This window comes from Roseomonas sp. KE2513, from assembly GCF_016107305.1.
Lineage (GTDB): Bacteria > Pseudomonadota > Alphaproteobacteria > Acetobacterales > Acetobacteraceae > Roseomonas.
In genome coordinates this window covers 163,288-186,995 of the sequence record NZ_RCVR01000003.1, presented here as the reverse complement: position 1 = coordinate 186,995, position 23,708 = coordinate 163,288, and the positions used below count along the sequence as shown (strand labels likewise).

The following is a 23,708-nucleotide window of genomic DNA, read 5'->3' as shown; positions in this document are numbered from 1 at the left end:
AAGGGCCTCAGGCCCCTGGCAGGTGCGGGACGAACGCTGCGCGTTCGCCCGAAGGTGCCGGAGAGAGGACAGAGCCCTCTCTGGCGGAGGCGGCCGTCAGGCCATCACCACGGCCCCATCCCCCTCCCCGCGCATCACCCCCCGCGTATCCACCACCAGCGCCGCCGCGCGCCGCACCATGGCGAGGTCCATCCCGGGCTGCGGCGTCACCACCAGCACCGCGTCCTGGGCCGCGACCGTCTCCTCGTCGAGCGTCACGCTCGTCAGCTCCGGCGAGGCACCCTGCAGCCGCCGCGTCACGGGGAAGCGCGGCACCAGCGGGTCGTGGTAGGCCAGCCTTGCCCGGCGCGCTTCCAGCAGGCGGAAGATCTCCACCGCCGGGCTCTCCCGCGTGTCGGGCACGCCTGGCTTGTAGGCGAGGCCCAGCAGCAGGATCCGCGCCCCGCGCAGCGGCGTGCCGCGTGCGTCCAGCGCATCCCGAAGCCGCTCCACGGCATAGCCGGGCATGGCGTCGTTCACCCGCCCCGCCAATTCCACGAAGTCGCTCGGCACGCCCAGCTCCCGCGCCTTCCAGGCGAGGTAGTAGGGATCGACGGGAATGCAGTGCCCGCCCAGCCCCGGCCCGGGCCGGAAGGGCATGAAGCCGAAGGGCTTGGTGGCCGCGGCGTCGATCACCTCGTGCACGTCGAGCGCCATCGCATGGGCGATCCGCTTCAGCTCGTTCACCAGCCCGATATTCACCGCCCGGAACACGTTCTCGTAGCACTTGGCCAGCTCGGCGGCCGCGAGCGAGGAGACCGGAACGATCCCACCTGCCACGGGCGCGTAGAGGGCGCGACCGACGGCAAGGCAATCCGCCGTTGCCCCCGCCACCAGCTTCGGCACCCGCGCGACCGTTCCGTGCGGGTTGCCGGGGTCCTCCCGCTCGGGGGAATAGATGACGAAGGAGTCCCCCCCGACCGTGAGTCCGGCCGCCGCCAGCACCGGCAGCACCAGCTCCTCCGTCGTGCCGGGATAGGTGGTGCTCTCCAGCGCCACGGCCTGCCCGGGCCGCAGATGCGGCGCCAGCGCCGCCAATGTGTCCCGCACCGCCGAGAGGTCCGGCTCCTTGTGCGGCCCGATCGGCGTCGGCACGCAGATGATCAGCGCGTCGCAGAGCGCCGCCGCGGCTGCCGTCCTATGCGCCCGCAGCCCGCCCAGCGCCCGAGCCGCCAGGATCCGCTCGTCCGCAACGCCGTGCACCGGGCTCCGCCCCGCCTCGATGGCCAGGACCTTCGCCGGATCGATGTCGAAGCCCTCGACCGGGAAGCCCAGTTCCGCATACCGCAGCGCCAGCGGCAGCCCGGCATAACCGAGCCCCACCACCCCGATCCGGGCCTCGCGCTTCTCCAGCAAGTCGAGCAATCTGTCGCGCAGGTGATGTTCCACCCCCGTATCACGGGCCAGCACCTGGTTCACGACAGGCCTTCCCGCCCGCGGGCAGGAAGAAGCTCTCGCGACTCCATGGCAGGCGGGGACATCAGGTTCTGTGCTCCATCAGCCCGCGTATTGAACCGGCTGCGACACTTCCTCGCAAGTCCGTGATCGACCTCTCTCGACGCCTGCCTGCGAAGCACGCCGGTATGTGTCCCTTGAGTGTCGGTTTGGCGCCCTGCCCACCGGAGGGGGCTCCGCTCTCTCCAGACCTCTCCCAAGGGCTTGAGGCCCTTGGATCTCCGTCTGGCTATCGCGGAACATTCCTGAAGGGGCAGTCGCCTCGGGTCCGCGACCCGAGGCGCAGAAATTCCTCAAACAGATAGAAAAAGATGATGGTGAGGGGTCCGGGGAGAGGAAGAATTCCTTCTTCCTCTCCCCGGAGTCACCCGTGACAGCCTATCAGGCCCGCCCCGCCACCGGCGCATTCGGCGCGTGCTCGAATTCCGGCACCATTCGCGCCAGCCCGGCGAGAGCCAGCCGCGACTGCCCGCCGCGCGCTGCGCCCGAGACCTCGTCGATCGCGCGCCCGACCAGGGCCGCATCCGCAGTGCGCGGGGTGGCTACGAGCAGGCCGGGAAAGCCGGTCGGCCGCGGCGGCTCCTGTCCGTGGAACATCTCCTCGAACAGCTTCTCGCCGGGGCGGAGGCCAGTGAAGCGGATCTCCACGTCCTCCTCCGGCCGCAGCCCGGCGAGGCGGATCATGCGGCGGGCGAGGTCCACGATCTTCACGGGCTTGCCCATGTCGAGCACGAAGATCCCGCCCTCGCGCAGCTCCGGCGGCTGGTCCGCGCGGTCCTCGGCGCCGATCACGCTCGCCTGCAGCACCAGCCCCACGGCCTCGCGCACCGTCATGAAGTAGCGGCGCATGTCGGGATGCGTGACGGTCAGCGGCCCGCCGCGCTCGAGCTGGCGGCGGAACAGCGGCACGACCGAGCCGGTGGAGCCCAGCACGTTGCCGAAGCGCACGGTCACGCAGCGCATCCCGCCGCCGGCCCGCGCCGCCACATCGAGGGCCTGACAGTACATCTCGGCAAGACGCTTGGAGGCGCCCATCACGCTCGTCGGGTTCACCGCCTTGTCGGTCGAGATGAAGACCATCGCCCGGCAGCCATTCGCCCGCGCGGCGTCGGCGATCAGCCGCGTGCCGAGCGCGTTGGTCAGCAGCCCTTCCAGCGGGTCGTTCTCGACCATCGGCACGTGCTTCAGCGCCGCGGCGTGGAAGACCAGCTCCGGCCGGATCTCCTCCATCAACCGCCGCAGCCGCGGCTCGTCGCGCACATCGGCCAGCATCGCGCGCCGCGTGACGGCCGGATGGCTCTCCGAGAGTTCCAGGTCGATCTCGTAGAGCGCGAACTCGCCGTGATCGAGCAGCGTCAGGGTCGAGGGCCCAAGCGCCGCGATCTGCCGCGACAGCTCGCTGCCGATCGTCCCACCCGCCCCCGTCACCAGCACGCGTCGCCCCTGGATGAGCCGCGCCATGCCCTCGCGGTCGAGCGGCACCTGCGGGCGGTCCAGCAGCTCCTCGATGGAGACGGGGCGAAGGTCGATCCGCCGGGCGGCCTGGGGGCGGGCGCTCGCCGGGTCCAGCGCCGTCACGCGGGGCGCGCGGCGAACGGAGACCCCATGTCGGTCCGCGGCGTCCAGCAGCGCCTCCAGCACGGGCCCCGAGAGCGAGGGATCGGCCAGCACGATCAGCGCCGGCAGCCGCGCATCGGCGCGCAGCGCGTCGAGCACCGCCCCTGCATTCTCCACCGTCCCGAGGATCGGCACGCCGAGGATGCGCCGCCCCCGCTGCCGCGCGCGGGGCGCGAGGATGCCTTCCACCCGGTAGCCCGGCGCGCGCTGGGCGATGAGCGCGCGGATGAAGAGGTCCGCCGCGTCGCCGCCGCCCACCAGCAGCACGGGCTGCGCCGGCACGTCGGAAGCGGGCCCCGCCCGGTGCGCCGAGAGGATGCGCCCGATCAGCCGCGCCCCCCCGACCAGCGCCGCCAGGGCACCCGCGTGCAGCAGCGGGAAGGCCGCGTTCGGCGGCCGCCAGGCACCGGACACCACAAGCCCGCCCCAGAACAGCAGCGCCGCCGCGAGCGAGGCGCCGACGACGGGCAGGAGGTCCGGCAGCCCGGCATAGCGCCAGTACTGCCGGGGCAGGCGCAGCGGCAGCGCCGCCGCCACGAAGGCGAGCAGGGCCCCGGCCACAGCCGGTCCCCACCACCCCGCGGCCGGCCAGTTGCCGGGCGCCGCGAGCAGCAGCGCGAGCGGCAGGGCCAGTGCGGCGAGCGCGAGGTCGAGCGCGAGATTCAGCAGGATGCGCTGGGGCGCCATGGGATCAGCCTAGCGGCCGGCGTCGGCAACAGGGGCCGCCGCCGGCGGAGGCGCGGCTTGCAGCAGGCGCCATCCGGGGGTTTCGGGATCTGCCCTCACCGGGCCCGCGGCGCGCAGCCCGGCCTCGATCAAGGGCACGTCGGAAGTGAGGATCGGCCCCGCCTCGGGCAAGCCCTGCGGCCCGGCCTGGCGCGCGAGCACGGCGGCGACGCTGGCCGGCACCACTGCGCCGGAAAGCCCGGCCTCGGCGAGCAGCCGCTCCCCCTGCACCGCGGGAGGGACCTCGATCGGCCGCCCTGTCAAGGCCGGTTGCGACGGCGCCAGGCGCGGAGGGAACACCGGGCGCGACGACGCGGGCGGGGGCGGCGGCGCCTGGATGGCACCGCCCACGGCGGCCAGCAGCGGGAAGGGCGCGGCGGCCCCGGGAACAGGCGGCACGGGAACGGGCGCCGGGACCGGCGCTCCCGCCGTGCGGATCGCCCGCACCACGGAGCCCAGCACCGCCGCCGGCGTCGGCCGGGCCGGGGAAGGGGCAGGCGGGGCCGGCGCGGGCAGGGGCCCCAGCACCTGCGACGGCGGCAGGTTCTCCGGCCTCGGCGGCCGCTCCGGCGCCTCGCGGGCGAGCAGCGCGGCGAAGGTCGCCGGCATCGCCTCCGTCTCGTTCAGCGCGGCATCGAGCAGGAGGCGCGGCACCGCCGGGGAAGCCGGCGTTCCAGCACCCGCCCCGATCCGGGAAGCCGCTGGGGGCCGCGGAGAGGCCGCGCGCATCGCCGCCGAGAGGCTCGCAAAGGCCCCGGCGACATCGGCAGGCTGGGGCGCGGCCAAGGTGCGGCGATCTACGGGAAGCGGGGCCGCGGCGCTCGCGAAGGCATCGCCTGACCCCGTGGCGGGCGGAAGCGGCGCAGCCGGGACCGGCGGTTCCGGCGCCAGCGGCGGCGCGGCGCGCATGGCCGCCGAAAGGCTCGCGAACGCCTCCGTCGGGTCCAGCGGCGAAGGCGCCTGCGGTCGCGCCAAGGGCAGGGGCGCCGCCCGCGTCGCGACCAGATTGGCGGCAACCATCCCCGTCGGACCGGCCGCCGGCGCCTGCATCACGGGCGCAGGCGGCGACCGCACGACAGGAACCGGCTGCTCGCGCACCACCGGCACGGGTTGCCGCTGCGCCACCGGCGCGGGCTTCTGTTGCACCACAGGGGCGTGCCCGCGTCCGGCCACCGGCCGCGGCGCGGCCTCTAACTCCGGCGGCGCCTCGCGGACGGCCCCCGCCGGAGCGGCCGAAAGCCCGCTCTCCGATCCCAGGCCCGCCGGCAGCGGCACGAGGTCTTGGTAGAGTTCGACCAGCCGCGCGGCCTCCCCCGCCCAGCCGAAGCGGCCGAGTGCCGCGGCCCGTCCCGCCGCGCCCATCTCCGCCCGCAGCGCCGGGTCCGCCAGCGCGCGCACGGCATCGGCGACAGTGGCGGGATCGGCGGTGTCCACCAGCATCCCGCAGCCAGTCTCGCGCACCACCGCCGCCACCTCCTCGGCGAAGTCAGGCACGATCACGGGAAGGCCGGCCAGCATGCAGTCGAACAGCTTGTGCGGCAGCGCCAAGCGGTGGTTCTCGTGGCCCGGCTGGAACAGCACGAGGCCGATATCGGCCGTCGCCGCCAGGGCCACCGCGGCCTCGTGCGCCATCCAGCCGTGGCGCTCCACGGCCCCCGCCACGCCCAGCCGCTTGGCCTCCGAGAGGAAGTCCGTCTCGCTCCCGTCGGTGAAGCGCCCGATGAGCGAGAGCCGCGTTCCCTCCGGGCATCTCGTCAGCGCGCGCAGCATCTCGAAAGAGCCGCGCTCGCGCGTCAGGGCGCCGAGATGCACGAGGGTCAGCGGCCCCGGCCGGTGCTCGCGCGGCTCCACCGGCACGGCGGCAGCGTAGTTCCGCACGGGCACGATCCCCACGTCCGGGAAGGCATCTTCCAGCCCGTCCTTCGCCACCACCACGGCATCGGCCCGCGCCGCCATCCACTTGCAGACCGCCCGCACCGCCCAGCGGCCCAGGCCGTGAAGAGGCCGCGGCAGCCGGCCGTCGAGGCGGGAGGGATAGTGCTCGTGCACGTCGAGCACCACGGCCGCGCCGGTGCGCCCGGCGGCCTTGATGGCCGCGTACCAGCTGTCCGGCTCGTGCGCATGGATCACGTCGGCCTTCAGCCTTGCGGCCCGCGCCGCCAGCGCCCGGGCCGCGCGCAGCCGCCCGATCCAGCCGGAGGGCCGGGGATAGGTGGCGATGGAAACCCCCGCTTGGCTCGCCGGCACGTCCTTCGCCCCGCGCTGCGGCGCGGGCGCGAGATGCGTCACCCGCCAGCCCGCCTCCACGAGCGCCGCTCCCTCCTTGGCGACGATCCGCAGGTCCGTCGGCGGATGCGCGGCCGAGAGCATGAGCACCAGCGGCGCCTCCGCGCCCGGCGCGGGGGCCGTGCCCGAGGGCCCATCCGCCCCGGCGGCATCGCGCCCGCGCGGCAACTCGACCCGGCCACCCGTCAGCCCGCCGCGCGCATCCGCTCGCTGGAGGCCCCGCGCCGGTCCGCTGCGGGTGTTGTGCGCCTCGCTCATGCCGTCTGCCCCGCCATCCCGGCACCCATCGATTCGAGAAGATGCGCGACCATCCGCTCCCCCGCGCGGCCGTCCCAGAGCGGGATCGGCCGCGCCCTCGGCCGGTCGCCCGCCAGCAGCGTCGCCACCGCGCCAGCCAAGCTACCGGGCGCCACCAAGCGGTTCGTCCCCGCCTCCAGCGTCACCGGCCGCTCGGTGGAGGGGCGCAGCGTCAGGCAGGGCAGGTCCAGCGCCCAGGCCTCCTCCTGCACGCCCCCGCTATCCGTCGCCACCAGGCGCGCGCGGGCCAGCAGTCCCAGGAAGTCGAGATATCCGAGCGGCGGCAGGCGCATGACCCTTTCTGGCACGAGCAGGCCGAATTCCAAAAGCCGTTCCGCCGTTCTCGGGTGCATCGGCCAGGCCAGCGGCAGGTGCCGCGCCGCCTCTGCCACAGCCTCCAGCAGGCCGGACAGCGCCTCCCGGCTGTCCACATTGGCGGGCCGGTGCAGCGTCAACACCCCGTAGCCGCCGGCTTGCAGTGCCTCGGGCAGCGCCCGCGCCCGCGCGGCCGGCAGGGCGCGGCGCAGGCTGTCGATCATCGTGTTGCCCACCGCTCGCACCACCTGCGGGTCGTGTCCTTCCGCCACCAGCCGCGCCGCCGTCCCCTCGTCGGGCGCCCAGAGAAGGGTGCTCACCGCGTCCACCGCCCGGCGGTTGATCTCCTCGGGCATGTCGAGGTCACCGCAGCGCAGCCCAGCCTCGAGATGCGCGACCGGAAGGCCGAGCTTGCGCGCGGCCAACGCCGCCGCCAGCGTGCCGTCAACGTCGCCCGCCACCACCACCATGCCGGGCCGCCGCGCGGACCAGAGATCGGCGCAGGCCATCATCGTCCGGCCCGTCAGCCCCGCATGGCCCCCGCCCGAGACCCCGAGGGAGACATGCGGCGCCGGCAGGCCGAGATCGGCCAGGTGCCCGCCGAACATCGCGGCGTCGTGGTGCTGCCCCGTTTGGACGATTACCGGTGTACAGAAGGGCGGCGCCCCCGCCAGCGCGTGCCAGAGCGCCGCGAGCTTCGGCAGGTTGGGCCGCGCGGCCGCCACCAGGTGCAGTTCAGGAACCATCAGACCCCGCCGGGGGGTGCATTGGCGCCCCCTCCTGTCTCGCCACCCCGCTACCGGCGCGGCCGCCGGGGACAGGCCCGCATCGCGCCGCCCGGCGGAAGGTCGCCGGCGAAGCCGCGCTCAGGCCGCCCTCGCCAGCGGGACCACCCCCGCCGCCTCTTCCAGGATGTCGCAGAACCGCGCCGCGTGCAGCCGCCGGTCCCAGAACCGCACCGCCCGCACCCGCGCGGCCGCCCCCATGGCCTGCCGCAGCCCCGGCGCCCCCGCCAGCTCGGCCAGTGCCTCCGCCAGGGCCGGCACGTCGCCGGGCGGCGCCGCCAGCCCGCAGGCCGGCCCCTGCGGCCCCGCCTCCAGCAGCCGCGCCGCGCCCCCGGCCGCGTTCGTCACCACCGGCAGCCCGGCCGCGAGGCAGTCCATCAGCTTGTTCGGCGCCGTCCACTCCGCGAAGGCGGGCACGGGCGCCAGCAGGTGCAGCCCGATTCCCGCGGCCGAGAGCAGCGCCGCCACCTGCGTCTTCGGCATAGGGGGCAGGAAGGTGACGTTCGGCAGCTCACGCCGCGCCGCCTCGGCCATCAGCCGCGCCCGCTCGCCTCCTTCGCCCACCAGCACCAGCCGCAGCCGCCGCTCCCCCGCGTTGCGCAGCCGCGTCGCCGCCTCAATCGCGGCGTCGAGGCCGTTCGCGCGCCCGTGCGCCCCGGCATAGACGGCCAGCACCTCGCCCGAAGCGGCCTCCTCCGGCCGCCAGGGCGCCACCTGCGGCCCGAACAGGTCGAGGTCGCAGCCGTTCGGCACCACCTGCACGCCGGCCGCGCCGCGCGCGCGGGCGGTCTCGGCAATGCCCTCGGTCAGCCCGATCACGGCCGCGGCGCCCCGGCAGGCCGCCGTCGCCAACCGGTCCATTCCCGCCAGCACCGGCCCCGGCACGCCGCCGGGCATCCGCGCCTCCGACAGCGCGCGCGGCAGCTCCGGCCAGGGGTCGCGGATCTCAAAAACATAGGGCACGCCGCGCAGCCGCCGCAGCGCCAGCGCCGGCAGCGCGACCGTCAGCGGCGTGGAGGAGGCGAGCACGAGGTCGTAGTCCCCGGCCATCCCGAGGGAGGCCGCCCGCATCGCGTAGCGCAGGAAGGCCCGCGTGCGCGCCGCCAGCGGCTGCCCGTTGCCGCAGGGGATGTCGAACTCCACCACGCGGAAGCCCGCCACCCGCCCCTCCCGCGCGCCGCCCGCGAAAGGCCCGGTCAGCCCCGTCACCGCGCCGTCGTAGCGGCCGCAGGCGAGCGTCACCTCGTGCCCGCGCGCGGCCATCGCCCGCGCCATGGCATGCGCCCGCGTCGCCGTCGCGCCGCGCGGCCCGGAGTAGTGCTGGTGGAGATAGAGAAGACGCAGCGCCGTTCGTCCGTGCAATCAGTGCCGCGCGAGGCGGCGGATGGTCTCGATCACCCGCGCCTGCACCGCCGGCGCCATGTTGCCCGAGGGCAGGCAGAGGCCGCGCTCGAACAGCCCGGCCGAGACCGCGCCGCCCATCGCCTCGGCGTCGCGGAAGGCCGGCTGCAGGTGCAGCGGCTTCCAGACCGGCCGGCTCTCGATCCCCGCCGCCTCCAGCGCCCGGCGCACCACCTCCCGGTCCGCCCCGAAGCGCACGGGATCAAAGAGCGCGACCGTCAGCCAGCGGGAGGACCGCCCCCAGCCCGGCTCCGGCATGAAGGAGATGCCCGGCGTCTCCGCCAGCCCCGTGACGTAGCGCGCGAAGACCGCCCGGCGCGAGGCGACCCGCGCCTCCAGCGTCCGCAGTTGCGCGAGCCCGACCGCCGCCAGCACCGAGGAAAGCCCGTAGGAATAGCCCGTCGTCTCGTGCTGGTAGTGCGGCGCCGCCTCCTTCGCCTGGGTGCTCAGGTGCCGCGCCGCCATGATCAGCGCGGGATCGTCGGAGACCAGCGCGCCGCCGCCCCCGGCCGTGATGATCTTGTTCCCGTTGAAGGAGAAGCAGGCGAGCCGCGCGCCCCGCCCCGCCTTCACCCCGCCGCGCCCGCTCGCCCCGAGGCTCTCGGCGGAATCGCTCAGCACCGGCACGCCCCAGCGATCGCAGGCGGCGACGATGGCGTCGAGGTCGGCGCATTGCCCATAGAGATCCACCGGCACCACCACGCGCGGCAGCCGCCCCTTCCGCGCCGCCGCCGCCAGCGCCTCGCGCAGCAGCTCGGGGTCGAGCGTCCAGGTCTCCGGCGAGACATCGAGGAAGGTGACGCGCGCGCCCATCTGGATGGCCGGCGCTACGGTCGCAACGAAGGTGAGGCTCGGCGCCCAGACAGTGTCGCCCGGCTGTAGCCCGAGCACGCGGTAGCCGAGATGCAGCGCCGCCGTGCCCGAGGAGGTGGCGAGCACCTCGCCGAAACCCGCCTCCTCGGCCAGCGCCGCTTCGAAAGCGCGGGGGATGGGCCCAGCCGGCGCGATCCATCCGCTGCGAAGCGTCCTCTCCACCGCCTCGAACTCGCCCCCGGCGAGCTCCGGCGGGGAAAGATGGACGCGCCCAGCCAGCTCCGCCTCATCCGCCTGGCGCGGGAAGGGAATAATGTTCGGCCAAGCTAGAACATCCGCTCTTGAGGCCGTGAGAGGAAGATCCACCGATGGAAGCAGACGGAGCGCCATCGCTGCCTCACTAAATTGAGAGCTCAATCTGAGGGGATTTAGGCGAGTCGGCAAGGGTTACCGCAACCATAAGTTTGATAAGCCTCAACAGCTCTCCTCAGGCGCTAGCTCATAATCTCGTATCTACTTGTGAGACTTCGAAACATTCCGGCTGGCGGAGCCGCGCTGGTGGCAGTTCTGGCATGGTCGCATGCCCCTCCGCCGAAACCCCGCGCCCCGAGAGCAGCACGCCGATCGTCCCGAGCACCGCCACCACGTCTCCCCTCAAGGTGACCTGGGCGGCGTAGCGCGCATCCCACTCCAGCCGCTCGGGCCAGGGCACGGCGTTGCGCCCCCGCGCCTGCGCCGCCCCCGCCAGGCCGGGCCGCACCCGCAGCCGCTCCCGCTCGCGGGCCGTGTAGCGGTCGAGATAGGCCACCGGCAGCGGCCGAGGCCCGACGAGGCTCATCTCCCCCCGCAGCACATTCAGCAGCTGCGGCACCTCGTCCAGCGCCGAGGCCCGCAGCCGCCGTCCAAAGCCCATCAGCCGCGCCCCATCAGGCTCGCCGGGATAGCGCGGCTCCCGCATGGAGCGGAATTTGAACAGCGTGAAGGGCACCCCACCCCGCCCTGCCCGCTCCTGGCGGAACAGCACGCCGGGGCCCAGCGCCAGGCGCACCGCCAGCGCCACCGCCGCCAGCACCGGGCTCAGCACCAGCAGCAGCCCCCCTGCCCCCAGCAGGTCCAGAGGGCGCTTCCCCGCCCGCGCGTAGAAGCCTTCAGCCATGTGCTTCCTCCGGCCTTTCCCCCGCCGCCCCCCGCGGCACCGCCTCCAGCCCGGCCGAGAGCGCGAGCCCGAGCGCGAACCAGACCATCCGGTTCCCCAGATCCGTCGAGACCATGGCGCCGAGCGCCACCGGCAGCACCAGCGCCACCAGCCGCCCCGCCGCCCCCGCCGGCAAGCCGCGCAGCCGCCCTGCCAGCAGCGCCGCGCCGCCCCCAAAGGCCCCGAGCCAGAGGAGGATGCCCGGCACGCCCCCCTCCGCCAGCGCCTCCAGCGCGTGGTTGTGCGGATAAAGTCCGCGCCGCTCCCCGTTCCCTGCCGCGATGGTGAAGCCGCCGGTGCCGAGACCCCAGGGCAGCGTCTCCCCCGCCCAGCGCACCGCCTCCGCCCAGAGCACCGGCCGCGCCGAGGCCGCGATGCCGTCCCCCGTGAAGCGCTCAAGCGTCCGCAGCCCCTCCGCCCGCGAGGGATCAGCCAGCAGCACGAGCAGCCCCAGCCCCCCCGCCGCCATCGCTGCCACCACCCAGCCCAGTGCCGCCCGCACCCGTCCCGCCGACCAGAGATGCGCCGCCGGCGCCAGCGTCACCACGAGCCCCAGCGCGAGCAGCCCCGCCCGCCCGCCCGGCAGCAGCCCCCCGATTCCCAGCACCGCCGTCAGCCCAAGCCAGCCCAGCCGCCGGATCCCCTGCGCCTCCACCGCCCGCAGCGCCGAGAGCCCCGCCGAGCACGCGATCGCCAGCCCGGCGAGCTGGTACTGCACGCGCACAAGGTCCGGATTGGCCCCGACCGCCCCCCCGAGCACCACCTGCCCGTGCAGGATCCCCCAGGCGATGGAGGCACCGATAAACGGCCCGAGCACCAGCACCGCGCCGGCCAGCACCCGCCGCGCCCCGCCATCCGCCCCCACCACAAGCCCCGCCAGCAGCATGGCGGGCGCCACCAGCACCGCCTCCGGCAACTTCGCCGCCGCCACCTCGCGCGAGGCCGTCCAGAGCGCCGCCACCACCAGCCAGACCCAGAGCAAGCCGCAACAGGCCAGCGGCAGCCCCAGCACCCGCCGCACCCGCCACCGCGCCCCCGCCAGCAGCAGCAACAGCCCCGGCGCCAGCGCGGCCGTGCAGGCGACGGTCAGGTCGAGGGGCAACCCCGCCAGTAGAGGGGCCGACTTCAAAGCACCGGCGAACTGCATACCCGCGGCGGGAACCCCGGCCAGCGCCGCCAGGCCCGCGGAGGTGGGGCGCCTCATGCAGCTCTGGAGAGGACGCCGCCCACTCCGGACCTCCCGGGTGAACGCGCAGCGTTCGGCCCGTCCCGCCAAGGGCCTGAGGCCCCTGGACCCCGATCTGGCTTCCGCGGATGCGATGACGGAAGGCTGGTTTTCCTCGGGCGCCCCTCCTGCCCGTGCAGTCGCTTCGGGTACCCGACCCGAGGCGCACCGGCCGCAGAGAGGTCCCAACCCGAAGAAAGAGATGAGTGGGGGTCCGGGGGAGAGAAGTCATTCTCTCCCCCGGGGGCCACCAGCGCCTGCCCCCTCACTCCTCCCGCTTCCGCGCCACAGCCAGCCGCCCCAGCCGTGCCCCGCCGCGGCGCACCGGCTCCGGGGGCACGCCGAACAGCAGCACGCGGCAGGCCGCCAGCAGCAGGCAGGCCATCGGCACCGTCACCGCCAGCAGCACGAGCAGCAGCGGGCGGTTCGGCAGGGCCGGCCAGATCCCCACGCTCGGCAGGGAGACGAGGCGCGCCGCCACGATCTCGTCCGCCTTCGCGATCACCTCGGCGCGCTGGTGCTGGGCCAGCAGCTCGTAGATCGGGTTGCGCATGTAGATGTCGCGCTCGGTTGCCAGCCGGGCCTCCAGCGCCGCAATCCGCCGCCGCGCCAGCTCGTGCAGGCTCGCCCGCACCTGCGCCTCCCCGAAGGCGTGCAGGCGCGTGAGGATACCGAGCGCCGTCGCCCGGTCCGGATGCGGGATGGTGAGGGAGGTGGTGACCGTCGCGAGCGACTGCGTCACGCCGAGATTGCGATCCAGCCAGCGGTCCACGTCGTCGAGATCCGCCGGAGAGGGCGGGAAGCCCGCCAGCACCCGCAGCCGCCCGGTCACGCCTTCCCGCTTCAGCCGCGTCAGGTCGGCCAGGATCGTCGTGTCCCGCGCGAGCATCGCGACGGCCTCCGGGCTGCGGATGCTCGCGAGATAGATGGCGAAGTTCCCCCCCGCCCGCGTGTCCAGCAGCCCGCCCGGCATGACCAGCCCGCCCTGGATGAGGGTGGAGGCCGCGAGCCCGGTGGTCTCTGCCGGTGCCACCACCGCCTCCGCCACGTATTGCCGCGGCCAGACCATGACGAGCGTGCCGGCGACGAGCAGCAGCGCCAACGCCGCGCCCATGATGCGCCAGCGCAGCCGCCACAGGCCGAGGAGGAGGAGTTCGAGCGGCATCACCGTTCACGGGGACGTGTAGCCCATTCTAGGGCGTTTCTGCCAGATCTTTGCAACCCGCAACGGTCCGAATGACGGTCAGGACACGTGAGACGGGTGCCCGGGCACGCGCCACCAGGACGGGAACTGGCCGCGCGTGGCCATAGGCGGGACTCTCCCACCCCTCCTCCAGGCGGAGGTCCAGCGCGGCGTCGGCGGAAAGGCTGAGGCCGATCCCTTCGCCCTCCACCCCGCTCTCCACCACGCGCCAGGCGCCGGGCGCGAGGTGCCAGCGCAGCGCCATCCACTGGAAAGGCCCCGAGACCTCGTCCTCCACCCGCCAAGCCGCCGCGCCCGGCACCACCCGGCGCGCGTGCCGGTTGCCCCGGAAATCCCGCGTGGCGGCGCCGTCCGGCAGCGCCTCCGTCCGCGCCCAGCGCGCCAGCAGGAAGCGGCCCGCCCGCGGCATCGGCTCCGCGTCATCGAACAGGATGAGGTTGTGCGCCGCCGCCGAGGCGAAGTGCGCCGTCCACCAGCCGTGCTCAGCGGGCGGGTTGTAGGCCCCTGTCCCCGCGTCGCGCAGCGCGTTGGCTCCGCCGAGCAGGAGGTCGAAATGCAACAGGTCTGCCTGCCCCGGCCGGAAGCGCAGCGGCCCGGTGCGCAGCAGCCCCCGCGCCTCGCCGACCCGCCAGCCCCGCGTGCCCGCCGCCACCCAATTCTCCTCCGCCCCGACCGGCGGCGCGGGCGGCAGGCCGAGCCAGGCGCAGCCCGGATCATCCGCCACCCCCGCCGAGCGGCCGAGGAACAGCCGTGCCGCCCGCTCCGCGCTCCCCCGCGCGTCCGAGGGGCCGCGAAGCGAGAGATCCGCCAGCGCCGAACCGTCCTGGTGCCCGAGTCGCGGCACCGCCCCCGTGGCGGGGTCCATCACCCGGACCAGCCAGCGCGCCGCCGCCGCCGCGCGCGCCCCGAAAGGCTCCGGCAGCAGGTCCGCCCCGTGGTGCCGCCGCAGCCACTCCACCACCGAGAGGGTGTCCAGCAGCAGCCGGTGATAGCCGGTCGAAACCTGCGCGAAGCCGCCATCCGGCGCCACCAGCCGTGAGAGCACCGCCGCCAGCCCCCGCCCCGCGCGCCCCTCCCCCGCCGCATCCCCCAGCGCCCAGGCGGTCGCCAGCAGTCCCGCCGCCTCGCTCACCCCGTGGTTGTTGTCCTGCGCCAGCGCATAGGCCCGCGCCGCCCCGATCCGCCGCGCGTGCAGCCGCAGCAGCGCGGCCAAGCCCGGCAGCACCTTCTCCCCCAACATTGCGGTCGAGAGGCAGAGGTGCAGCGCGCGCAGCGCCGCCTCCTGCCCGCAAGCCCAGTTCGGCCCTCGAAAGGGCGGGTTGGCCCGGCACCACTCCCCGAGCCACGCCTCCGCCCGCGCGAGATGCCCCTGGCCGGGCTCAAGCCGGTGCGCCTGCACGAGCAGCGGCAGCCAAGCCAGCCGATTCGCCTCCCAGACCGGCCGTACATCGCCGGGCACAAAGAGATCGAGCGAGAGCGCGGGCGTCAACGGATCGAAAGGCCCGTGCACCACCACCGGCGGCAGGGCGCGCGCGGCCGCCAGCACCGCCGCCCGGTCGGCGGCCGGCAGCACGGGCGGTGCAGGCGCACGGTCCGGCAGGAAGGGCCCCCTCGCGCCCGCCGCATCCGCCAGCACCCGCCCGACAACCCCCGACACCACCTGCGCCCTGTGCCACCCCAGCCACAGCAGCGGCCGAGGACCCAGGCGGAGGGCAGCGTCGAGGCGGAGAAGGGCGTGCGGCGCTTGGAAGGGCATGGTGCGCGTGTTAGCACGATCACGATTTTGTGTTATCTGTTGAAACTCGCCGCCTGGTTGCGCGGCGACGCCCGGTACAGCCGGGGGAGGCGCGGGCTTGTCGATCCGGAGAGCGGCAAAGAGAGCGGCCCGCTTGGCCATGGCCACCCTCCTGGCCCTGCCGCCGGGCGGCTCCGCCATCGCCCAGCCCTATCTCCCGGGCGGCCAGGGCTCGGCCCAGCCGCTTCTCCCGCCCTCGCTCCCCGGCACGCTGCCCGGCGGCATGCCCCTGCCGGTGATGCCCGGCACCGCCCAGGCGGATATCCTCCAGCGCATCATCGACGCCGCTGGCAACCGCGCCCCCGGTGGCCCGCCCGCGCCGGCACCCGCCTTGGCCCTTTCGCCAACCCCCATCCCGCTTCCCGCCGCGCCCATTGCGGCGCCGCGCCTGGACCTGCAGGAGCCCCTCTCGAACACCGAGGCCTTCTTCGCCGCCCGCCTGCCCGAGCAGCAGCCGCCGCTGCGGCAATTCGGCTACGACACCTTCCGGAACCTCGCCCCTGGCGCCAACGGCCTGCCCCCGGTGGTCGGTGCCCTACCCGACAGCTACGTCCTCGGCCGCGACGACGAGGTGGTGATCTCCATCCGCGGCCGCGCGCGCCAGTCGCTCTCCCTCCGCGTGGGCCGGGACGGCATGATCGCCCTGCCGGACCTGCCGCCCTTCCCCGCCGCCGGCCGCAGCCTGCGCGACCTGCGTGCCGACATCGAAACCCGCGTCGCGCGCGAGCTCGGCGGCTCGGAAGCCTTCGTCTCCCTCGGCCAGACCCGCCAGATCGGCATCTTCGTGGCCGGCGAGGTGGTGCGCCCCGGCCTCGTGCCGCTCCCCGCCCTCTCCTCGCTCCTCGACGCCCTCGGCGCCGCCGGCGGCATCCGCCGCACCGGCAGCCTGCGCGCCATCCGGGTGGAGGGGCCGGAAGGTGCCCGCATCGTGGACCTCTACGCCGCCATCGCCGGCGCGCCCGGTACCCCCAACCTCTCGCTGCGAGAGGGGGAGCGCGTGGTGGTCCCGCCGCTCGGCGGCGTCGTTGCCCTCGGCGGCGACGTCACCCGCCCCGGCATCTACGAGCTGCCCGCGAATTCGGCTGGCGCCTCGGTCGCCGCCATGCTCGCGCTGGCTGGCGGCACCCTGCGCCCGGCCGGCAACCGCCTTCTCTCCACCGGCACCGATGCGGGCGGCCGCCGCGCCATGGCCGAGCTCTCTCCCCGCTCCACCGTCCGGCGCGGCGACGCCCTTATCATCTCCCCCGGGGTGGACGCCGTCTCGGGCGGGCTGCGCCTCGCCGGCCACGTCGTCGCCCCCGTCACTCGCGGCATCGGGCCGCGCGGCGCGGGGCTGCGCGCCCTGCTCTCCGACCCCCGCGTGATCCGCCCCGACCCCTATGTCCGCCTCGGCGTCGCCTGGCGCATGGACGAGCGCACCCGCGTCCGCCGCTTCATCGCCTTCGACCTCGGCCGGATCATGAACGGCCAGGCCGAGCTGCCGCTCCAGGAAGGGGACGAGGTCATCCTTCTCTCCCAGGCCGACGTGCTCTGGCTCGCCGCCCCGCCGGTACAGCGCGCCCTCCGCGGCGAGGTCGCGGCCGCGCCCGCCATGCCGAGCGTCCCGGCCACGATCCCCGGCGTGACCGCCGGCGCAATCCCAGGCGCGCCCCCGGGCACCATCCTCGCGGCCGGCCCCGGAGGCGTCCCCATGGCGCCCGCCCCCGACTGCCCCGCCCTTACCGCCCTTGCCGTCGCCGCGCGCTCCAGCCCGCTCCGCTTCGCCCATGCCCGCAGCGCCGGCTTCCCCGACCTCGGGGCCGGCGGCTGCCCGCAGGTCTTCATCGACTACCCCGCCCTCCTCCCCTTCCTGCTCGATCAGGCCGTGCTGCTGGCAGGGGAGGTCCGCCTGCCCGGCCTCTACCCCGTGCTGGAAGACACCGGCCTCGACATGGTCCTCGCCGCCGCAGGCGGCACCGCGGACACCGCCGACCTCTCCGCCGTCGAGTTCGCGCGCGAGCCTCTGGAGGGCGCGGGTGCCCTCCCCCTCTCCCGCGTCCAGCTCGACCTGCGCTCCCGCAACTTCGCGGCCATCCGCCTCTCCCCGCGCGACGCCATCCGCGTCCCCCGCGGCTTCGGTGACCGCGACACCGGCCCCGTGGCCCTGGTGGGCGAGTTCCTCCGCCCCGGCACCTATGACATCCGCCGCGGCGAGCGCCTCTCGGAACTCCTCGCCCGCGCCGGGGGGCTGACCGCCCAGGCCTATCCCTACGGCGCCGTCTTCACGCGGGAAAGCGTGCGCCAGCGCCAGCAGGAGGGCTTCCAGCGCACCGCGCGCGAGCTGGAAACGAGCCTCATCCAGGTCGCCGCCGGCCAGGCCGTGGCCGGCAGCCGCGCCGGCAATCTCGACATCGGCGGCGCGATCAACGCGGGCCAGGCCCTGGCGGGTTCGCTCCGAGAAGCCCGCGCCGCCGGCCGCATGGTGGTCGAGGCTAACCCTGTCGTCCTCGCCGCCCGCCCCGACCTCGACGTGCTGCTCGAACCGGGAGACCTGCTGGTGGTGCCCAAGCGCCCGAATGAGGTCACCGTCGTCGGCGCCGTGCTGAACCCGGGCAGCCTGCAGTTCTCCAGCGGCTGGCGGGCCATACAGTACGTGCGTGCCGCCGGCGGCGAGCAGCGCTTCGCCGACATCTCCCGCGCCTTCATCGTCCTGCCAAACGGCCAGACCACGCCGGCCGGCCTCGGCAGCTGGCAGGCCGGCGGGCCGCCCATCCCGCCCGGCAGCCTTGTCGTCGTGCCGCAGGACCCCTCGCCCTACGAGACCTGGGGCTTCATCCGCGACATCGCGGGCGTGCTCGGCCAGCTCTCGATCAGCTCCGCCGCCCTCGCCGTCATCGCGCGGCAGGGGCGTTAGAACACCCGAAGGAACCGTTTGGACCAGCCGGGAAGGCCAGTCTGGATCGGTGGGGTGGCGTCCAAATCCGGTGCCGGCATGCGACTGTGATGGCGGTTGGCGCCGCTCAACGTCGGCCCAAGCGCCGCGCCGCGGGCATCCGTGACGAGATGGCGCTTGGTGCCCGGCTTGCCGTGGTCCGTCGGGATCATCGCCTCGGCTGCCTCACTACCTACCCGCGGCGGCACCCCTCTACCGGCTGCGTCCACCCGCCCTTCCAGTCGGTGCGCCAGAAAGCGACCACGTCAGGTGATCACGCCCTGGCGGCTCACGGCAAGGCGGACCGCGATCGCGCCTCTCGGCGGTTCCGGCTCGGCACCCGCCGCCGGCACGATCAACCGTCCAAAGGTTCCGTCGCTGGAGCTACCCAAAGATGAAGTCGTTCGCTGAGAGCGCGCTAAGCCCTGCTCCGTCGAGGATGATGGTACCGGACCCGGTGCTGATCGTCGCGTGATTGTCGGAGGCGATCACGACGGCTCCGGAGGTGACGAGCTGGGCGAAGGTGCTGTAGCCGCTGCCCTGGAGAAGGAGGCGGTCCACGCCAGCCGTGAAGTCCGCCACCCAGTCCTGCCCGTGGCCAGGGTTGAACACAAAGGTGTCCGCGCCGGCGCCGCCAACCAGGGTGTCGTTGCCTGCCCCACCGACCAGCGTGTCGTCGCCCGCATCGCCGCGCAGATGATCCGCGCCGTCCTCGCCATACAGGATGTCGCCGCCGTCGCCTCCGAAGGCGAGATCGTTGCCGCCGCCGCCTACCAGCGTGTCGTTCCCGGCATCGCCCGTCATGACGTCGTCGCCCGCATCGCCGCGCAGGTGATCAGCACCGTCCTCGCCGTAGAGGGTGTCGCCGCCCTCGCCCCCGAAGGCGAGATCGTTGCCGCCGCCGCCTACCAGAGTGTCGTTCCCGGCATCGCCCGTCATGACGTCGTCGCCCGCATCGCCGCGCAGGTGGTCCGCACCGTCCTCGCCGTAGAGGGTGTCGCCGCCCTCGCCTCCGAAGGCGAGATCGTTGCCGTCGCCGCCCACCAGGATATCGTTCCCGGCGTCGCCCGTCATGACGTCGTCGCCCGCATCGCCGCGCAGGTGATCAGCACCGCTCTGGCCATAGAGCACATCGTTGTCGCTTCCGCCGAAGAGCAGGTCGTCGCCCTCACCTCCCAGCAGCGTGTCCCGGCCTCCGTCGCCGGTCATGACGTCGTTGCCTGCATCCCCGAACAGGATGTCATGCCCTGCTCCGGCATAGACCAGGTCGGCACCATCGCCGCCGAGCAACATGTCCTCGCCACCTCCGCCCAGCAGCGTGTCGTCTCCCGCCCCACCGATCAGCGTGTCGTGGTCAGTCAGGGAGCCGGTGAACCAGTCCTGCCGCGAGGAGGTGTCAATGATCATCGAGCTGTTGAACCAGAGGGCCCCGGTTCCATCACCGGAGGGATTCCTGCTCTCGCTGATGGGCAGAGAGTGCCCGTTCACGAGAATGCTCTGGATGTAGAGGCTACGATCTATCCCGTTCGCGGGATCGTACAGATCGTTGAGGAAGCTGATCGCGACGGAGGTAACGGGCTCGCTGTTGGCGAAGGTCACCGCAAAGTCGGATCCAGTTGCACGGGCTTCCAGGACCGGCCCGACCTGATGCCCGTTGACGAGAACGACGAACTGAGCGCCGACCCCGTAGAAGACGCCGCCATAGGCGGAGACGACGATGGTGCTGGTCGCGCGCGGGACCTCCGGCAGACTGTCCGGGCCGCCGACGAGGAAGTCGTTCCCCTCGCTCCCGCGCAGCAGATCGTTCCCCCGTTCACCGGCCAAAAGATCGTTCCCAAGCCCTCCGTCGAGGATGTCACCGGTATCCGTGCCAAGGGTGGAAAGGCCTTGCACGATGCCGTTTCCAGTGAACCACTGGGTGACGACGTCGAGTGCCGGCTTGCCTTGTGGCGAGAAGCCGGTGTTGAGGCCCTGATCGGGAACGACATCCCAGTTCCACAGGTGCAGCCCGGCAAACCAGTCACCGCCATAGGTCGTGACGATCTGGAACAGCGCCTGGTAGAGGTTCGCTTGTTCCTGGAGGTCGACCGGGCCTGCGGTATTCCACAGAGCAGGTTCGATCGCCGCGCCGTCAAGGCTGCGATAGCCCACCTCGGTGATGAAGAGAGGTTTGCCGTACCGCAAGGAGAGGTCGTGCAAGAAGTCGATCGGGGACTTGCCTTCGGTGCTCTGAGCCTCCCATGCCCTTTCGGGAACCCTTGTCCAGGCCGCCTTGTAATCCTCCACCGTCGCCGTGGCGCTGCTGCTCATCGAGTAGTAGGCGTTGACACCGATGAGATCGACCTTGTCCCAGAAGGATACATCCTTGGCGGCAGTCGAGGTCGCGGCATAAGTGATCGTGCCGCTGTAGATCGCCCGCACGGAGTCGATGATGTCGACCCAGGCTTGCCGGTATGCGGCGCCGGACAGACTGTCGTACTCGCAGCCGATGCAGAGGGTTTTTACGCCGGTCTCGGCAGCCATGGCGGCGTAGCGCAGGATGAGTGCTTTGTAGCCGGCAAACCACGCGCCCACATCGGATGGAGAGAACTCGCCTCGGAAGTCCGCTCCGTCGAGCGCGTCCACATGCGGCTTCAGAATGACATCGAGGCCCAAGGACTGCGCCTGCAGGATCTCGGCGCGCACATTGGCATCGGATTCGGTGCCCGACGTGGCGCGAAAATCGGACGAGGATACGGTGCTGATAAAGCTTGTCGGAGTGATGCTGACGCTGTTGGCACCGGTCGCCTTCAGCGATGTCAGCGACGCCAGCGCTTCCGCCGAGCCGTAATTGCCGTTCCACCAGGATGGAAATCCGAACCCGGCGAATGTGAACAGCTTATCATTCATCCTGGATTTTCCGGGCTGTGACGAGTCAGACAGGCGAGCGGCAGGGATCAGCCCCGTGCAGGAGGCTCTGTACACGCCAGAACGTTCTCAACGCGAAACTTCGGCATTTTCAGTTCCATTCCGCATCAAAAATTCGTGCGAGCGAGGACTTAGGGCTGTGGACGAAGCCCTCCGGTCTGCCTTGCAGATGGTTACATGACGAGCTTGCAGAGCCTGCCAGAGCAGCTACAGGCCCCGCGTAGCAAGACGGCAACCGGCAGGGCCGGCGAGGCGGTGTCAGCCCGAAGAGGCGGCATTCACAGAGCCGGAGTGTAGGTCCTGAATGGCCACCGGCCCGGCCGTCAGGGTTGGAATTGCGAGGCTCCCACGCCCGGAGTGCCGAGAAGCCGATTTACCGACGACAGACTGTCACTGGCTGGCCTGTAGGCGGGAGGAGGAGACGGCAACTCCCTGCGCCGCGTCGCCGAAATACCATCGATCCTGAATGGCCCGGCGAGTGCCGGGCGGCAGGCGCTGCACGGAGGCCGCAGCCCCCGCCTCCCCCTACTCCGCCGCCACGGCGGCCGGCGGCCGCGCCCACAGTTCCGGGCGGAGCTCCTCCGGCCGGTCGGGGAAGAGCAGCGCGCAGACAAGGGTGATCAGCCCGAAGCCTGCCAGCACGATCATCACCGCGCCGAGGTTCCCGGTCGTGTCGTGCAGGTACCCGATCGCCGGTGAGGCCGCCGCCGCGCCGATGAAGCCCACGAAGAAGCGGATCGAGTAGAGCTTCGCGCGCAGCGCCGGCGCCACGTAGCGCGCTGTCATCGTCTCGTTCACCGTCACCTGCCCGAAGATCGCGGCGGCCGAGACCGCTGCCACCGGAAGCACCACCCAGCCCTGCAGGAAGGACAGCGCCAGCAGCGCCGGCACCAGGGCCAGCGCAAGCGGCAGGAACACGCGCTTGAGCGTCGTGCGGTCGATCAGCCGCCCGACCGTGAACTGCGTCAGCCCGCCGAAGAGCGTGGCGAAGAAGGCCAGCGCGCCCACCAGCGGCAGCAGCCCCGGGCTGTCCGCCATCCGCTCCTGCATCAGCTTCGGCACCAGCAGGGTGAAGGCGTTGAACACGAAGCCGGTCGAGACCGCCATCAGCAGCAGCGAGACCACCGCCTGGCGCACCACCGCGCGCGGGATCTCGGGGAAGGGCCGGCCGCCCTTGGCGTGCAGCCGGGCGTCGTAGGGCGTCTCGCGCAGCCACATCACGCCGAGGGCGATCGCGACCAGCCCCGGCACGATGAAGGCCCAGCGCCACCCCGCCTGCGCCACCAGCAGCGCCGTCAGGATCGGCGCGCAGGAGACGCCGAGATTCCCGAAGACGCCGTTGTTGCCCATCGCGCGCCCCACGCGCTCGCCGGCCGCCTCCACCAGCATCGCGGTGCCGATGGGGTGGTAGATCGCGTTGAACAGCCCGGCCAGGGCCAGGGCCGCCGCCAACCCCCAGGGCCCCGACACCGCCCCCGCCAGCACCAGCGAGCCGCCGACACCGAGGAAGAAGGCCGCCATCATCGCGTGCCGCCCCAGCTTCTCGGCCAGCCAGCCCATGGGCAGCGAGCCCATGCCGTAGAGCACGAACATCCCCGTGCCGAGCGCGAGGATCGGCCCGTACTCCGCCCCGAAGGTCGCGCCGTCATGCAGCACCATGCCGAGCACGGCCGTCGCCAGGATCAGCAGCATGTAGTGGCAGACGACATGGGCCGCGTTGATGAACCAGATCTGCCGCGTGGCCGGGTCCTGTGGCATTCGCTTTCCTCCGCCCGCTTAGCCTATCCTGGCCGGAAGGAGACGTTCGGCCATATGCTGTCGAGAACCGGCCAAATCCCATCCGCCCGGCGCCCTCTGCCGCAGGACGCCGTGGACCGCCCGCTCGCCGCCTTCCGGCGCGACTACGCGGACGGCGAATCGACGGGCCGGCACAGCCACGCCCGCGCCCAGCTCCTCTTCTCCCTCAGCGGCGTGATGCGGATCGCGACCGATACCGCGAGCTTCATCGTCCCCTCCGGCCGCGCCCTCTGGGTTCCCGCCGCCGAGCCGCACAGCGTCCTCGTCGCCGGCACCGTCCGGATGCGCGCCCTCTTCCTGCGGGAGGACGCGGCGCGCGCCGGCCCCGCGGGCGTCACGGTCATGGCCACCTCCCCCCTCATGCGGGAACTCATCCTCGCGGCCTGCGAGGAACCCCTCGAATGGGACGAGCACGGCCGCGGCGGCCATCTCGCGGCCCTGCTGATCGAGGAGATCCGCCGCGCCCCCGCGCTCCCCTTCGGCGTGCCCGAGCCGCGCGAACCCCGTCTCGCGCGGCTTGCGGCGGCGCTGCGGGCCGATCCTGCCTCCCCCCTCTCGCTCGACGACTGGGCGGCCCGCATCGGTGCCTCGCCGCGCAGCCTCTCGCGGCACTTCCGCGCGGAAACCGGCCTTTCCTTCGGTGCCTGGCGCCAGGCGCTCCGCCTCGCCGAGGCTGCCGCCCTCCTCGCCCAGGGCGTGCCGCCGGCCCGCGCGGCCGCAGCGGTCGGCTACGCCTCCGCCCCCGCCTTCGGCGCGGCCTTCCGCGCGGCCTTCGGGGTCACGCCGCGTGGAAGCGAAGGCAGGACGGTCCAGAACCGCCAGTAGCGGCCACGGGGAGCACTACCACCTCGTGCAGCGGCGCAAGCTTTGTCATCAAGCGATGCTACTCGCTTGATGCTAAGCGCCCACGGCGGTGCCCGACATCCCGCCCCGCGGCCAG

14 protein-coding genes and 1 pseudogene are annotated in these 23,708 nt (G+C 73.3%); 2 read left to right on the top strand and 13 right to left on the bottom strand.

All coding sequences use genetic code 11. The features are described from left to right. Nucleotides 1-96: 96 nt before the first annotated feature. From D9599_RS04590 to D9599_RS32115, 10 genes are all read right to left on the bottom strand, one after another. On the bottom strand, nucleotides 97-1,458 hold the full coding sequence (locus D9599_RS04590) for a nucleotide sugar dehydrogenase (RefSeq protein ID WP_309228535.1): 1,362 nt from the start codon (nucleotides 1,456-1,458) through the stop codon (nucleotides 97-99). A gap of 417 nt (nucleotides 1,459-1,875) precedes the next feature. After that, the gene (locus D9599_RS04585) at nucleotides 1,876-3,798 is read right to left on the bottom strand and encodes a nucleoside-diphosphate sugar epimerase/dehydratase (RefSeq protein WP_198380038.1); all 1,923 of its coding nucleotides are present in this window, start codon (nucleotides 3,796-3,798) and stop codon (nucleotides 1,876-1,878) included. A gap of 9 nt (nucleotides 3,799-3,807) precedes the next feature. Next, on the bottom strand, nucleotides 3,808-6,381 hold the full coding sequence (locus tag D9599_RS04580; protein ID WP_198380037.1) for a glycosyltransferase: 2,574 nt from the start codon (nucleotides 6,379-6,381) through the stop codon (nucleotides 3,808-3,810). Further along, nucleotides 6,378-7,481 carry a non-hydrolyzing UDP-N-acetylglucosamine 2-epimerase gene (gene wecB, locus D9599_RS04575; RefSeq protein ID WP_198380036.1) on the bottom strand — a complete coding sequence of 368 codons (1,104 nt, stop codon included), beginning with the start codon at nucleotides 7,479-7,481 and terminating at the stop codon, nucleotides 6,378-6,380. Before wecB ends, D9599_RS04580 begins: the two co-directional genes overlap by 4 nt. A gap of 120 nt (nucleotides 7,482-7,601) precedes the next feature. Beyond that, complete coding sequence (locus D9599_RS04570) at nucleotides 7,602-8,882, bottom strand: glycosyltransferase family 4 protein (RefSeq protein WP_232480131.1); 1,281 nt, start codon at nucleotides 8,880-8,882, stop codon at nucleotides 7,602-7,604. After that, complete coding sequence (locus tag D9599_RS04565) at nucleotides 8,883-10,124, bottom strand: aminotransferase class I/II-fold pyridoxal phosphate-dependent enzyme (RefSeq protein ID WP_198380035.1); 1,242 nt, start codon at nucleotides 10,122-10,124, stop codon at nucleotides 8,883-8,885. 109 nt (nucleotides 10,125-10,233) lie between these two features. Further along, nucleotides 10,234-10,890 carry a sugar transferase gene (locus tag D9599_RS04560; protein WP_198380034.1) on the bottom strand — a complete coding sequence of 219 codons (657 nt, stop codon included), beginning with the start codon at nucleotides 10,888-10,890 and terminating at the stop codon, nucleotides 10,234-10,236. Then, on the bottom strand, nucleotides 10,883-12,133 hold the full coding sequence (locus D9599_RS04555) for an O-antigen ligase (protein ID WP_198380033.1): 1,251 nt from the start codon (nucleotides 12,131-12,133) through the stop codon (nucleotides 10,883-10,885). Before D9599_RS04555 ends, D9599_RS04560 begins: the two co-directional genes overlap by 8 nt. 286 nt (nucleotides 12,134-12,419) lie before the next feature. After that, on the bottom strand, nucleotides 12,420-13,319 hold the full coding sequence (locus tag D9599_RS04550) for a hypothetical protein (RefSeq protein WP_198380032.1): 900 nt from the start codon (nucleotides 13,317-13,319) through the stop codon (nucleotides 12,420-12,422). A 28-nt stretch (nucleotides 13,320-13,347) separates the two neighbouring features. Then, nucleotides 13,348-15,114 carry a heparinase II/III-family protein gene (locus D9599_RS32115; protein WP_198380153.1) on the bottom strand — a complete coding sequence of 589 codons (1,767 nt, stop codon included), beginning with the start codon at nucleotides 15,112-15,114 and terminating at the stop codon, nucleotides 13,348-13,350. 139 nt (nucleotides 15,115-15,253) lie between these two features. Between D9599_RS32115 and D9599_RS04540 the strand changes: the two genes are divergently transcribed. Then, the gene (locus tag D9599_RS04540; protein WP_198380031.1) at nucleotides 15,254-18,046 is read left to right on the top strand and encodes an SLBB domain-containing protein; all 2,793 of its coding nucleotides are present in this window, start codon (nucleotides 15,254-15,256) and stop codon (nucleotides 18,044-18,046) included. 14 nt (nucleotides 18,047-18,060) lie between these two features. Here the strand turns inward: D9599_RS04540 and D9599_RS04535 are convergent. From D9599_RS04535 to D9599_RS04515, 3 genes and pseudogenes are all read right to left on the bottom strand, one after another. Further along, nucleotides 18,061-18,231 (bottom strand): annotated as a pseudogene (locus D9599_RS04535) (IS5/IS1182 family transposase); the annotation flags it as partial. A 217-nt stretch (nucleotides 18,232-18,448) separates the two neighbouring features. Next, a complete protein-coding gene (locus D9599_RS31160; RefSeq protein ID WP_232480130.1) occupies nucleotides 18,449-20,953 on the bottom strand; it encodes a glycoside hydrolase family 113 in 2,505 nt (834 codons plus the stop codon). Between the two features lie 543 nt (nucleotides 20,954-21,496). Next, on the bottom strand, nucleotides 21,497-22,729 hold the full coding sequence (locus D9599_RS04515; RefSeq protein ID WP_198380030.1) for an MFS transporter: 1,233 nt from the start codon (nucleotides 22,727-22,729) through the stop codon (nucleotides 21,497-21,499). 54 nt (nucleotides 22,730-22,783) lie between these two features. Here D9599_RS04515 and D9599_RS04510 point away from each other — a divergent pair, with 54 nt between their 5' ends. Beyond that, nucleotides 22,784-23,593: a helix-turn-helix domain-containing protein gene (locus D9599_RS04510; protein WP_198380029.1), complete on the top strand. Its 810-nt coding sequence runs from the start codon at nucleotides 22,784-22,786 to the stop codon at nucleotides 23,591-23,593. The last annotated feature ends 115 nt before the right edge of the window (nucleotides 23,594-23,708 follow it).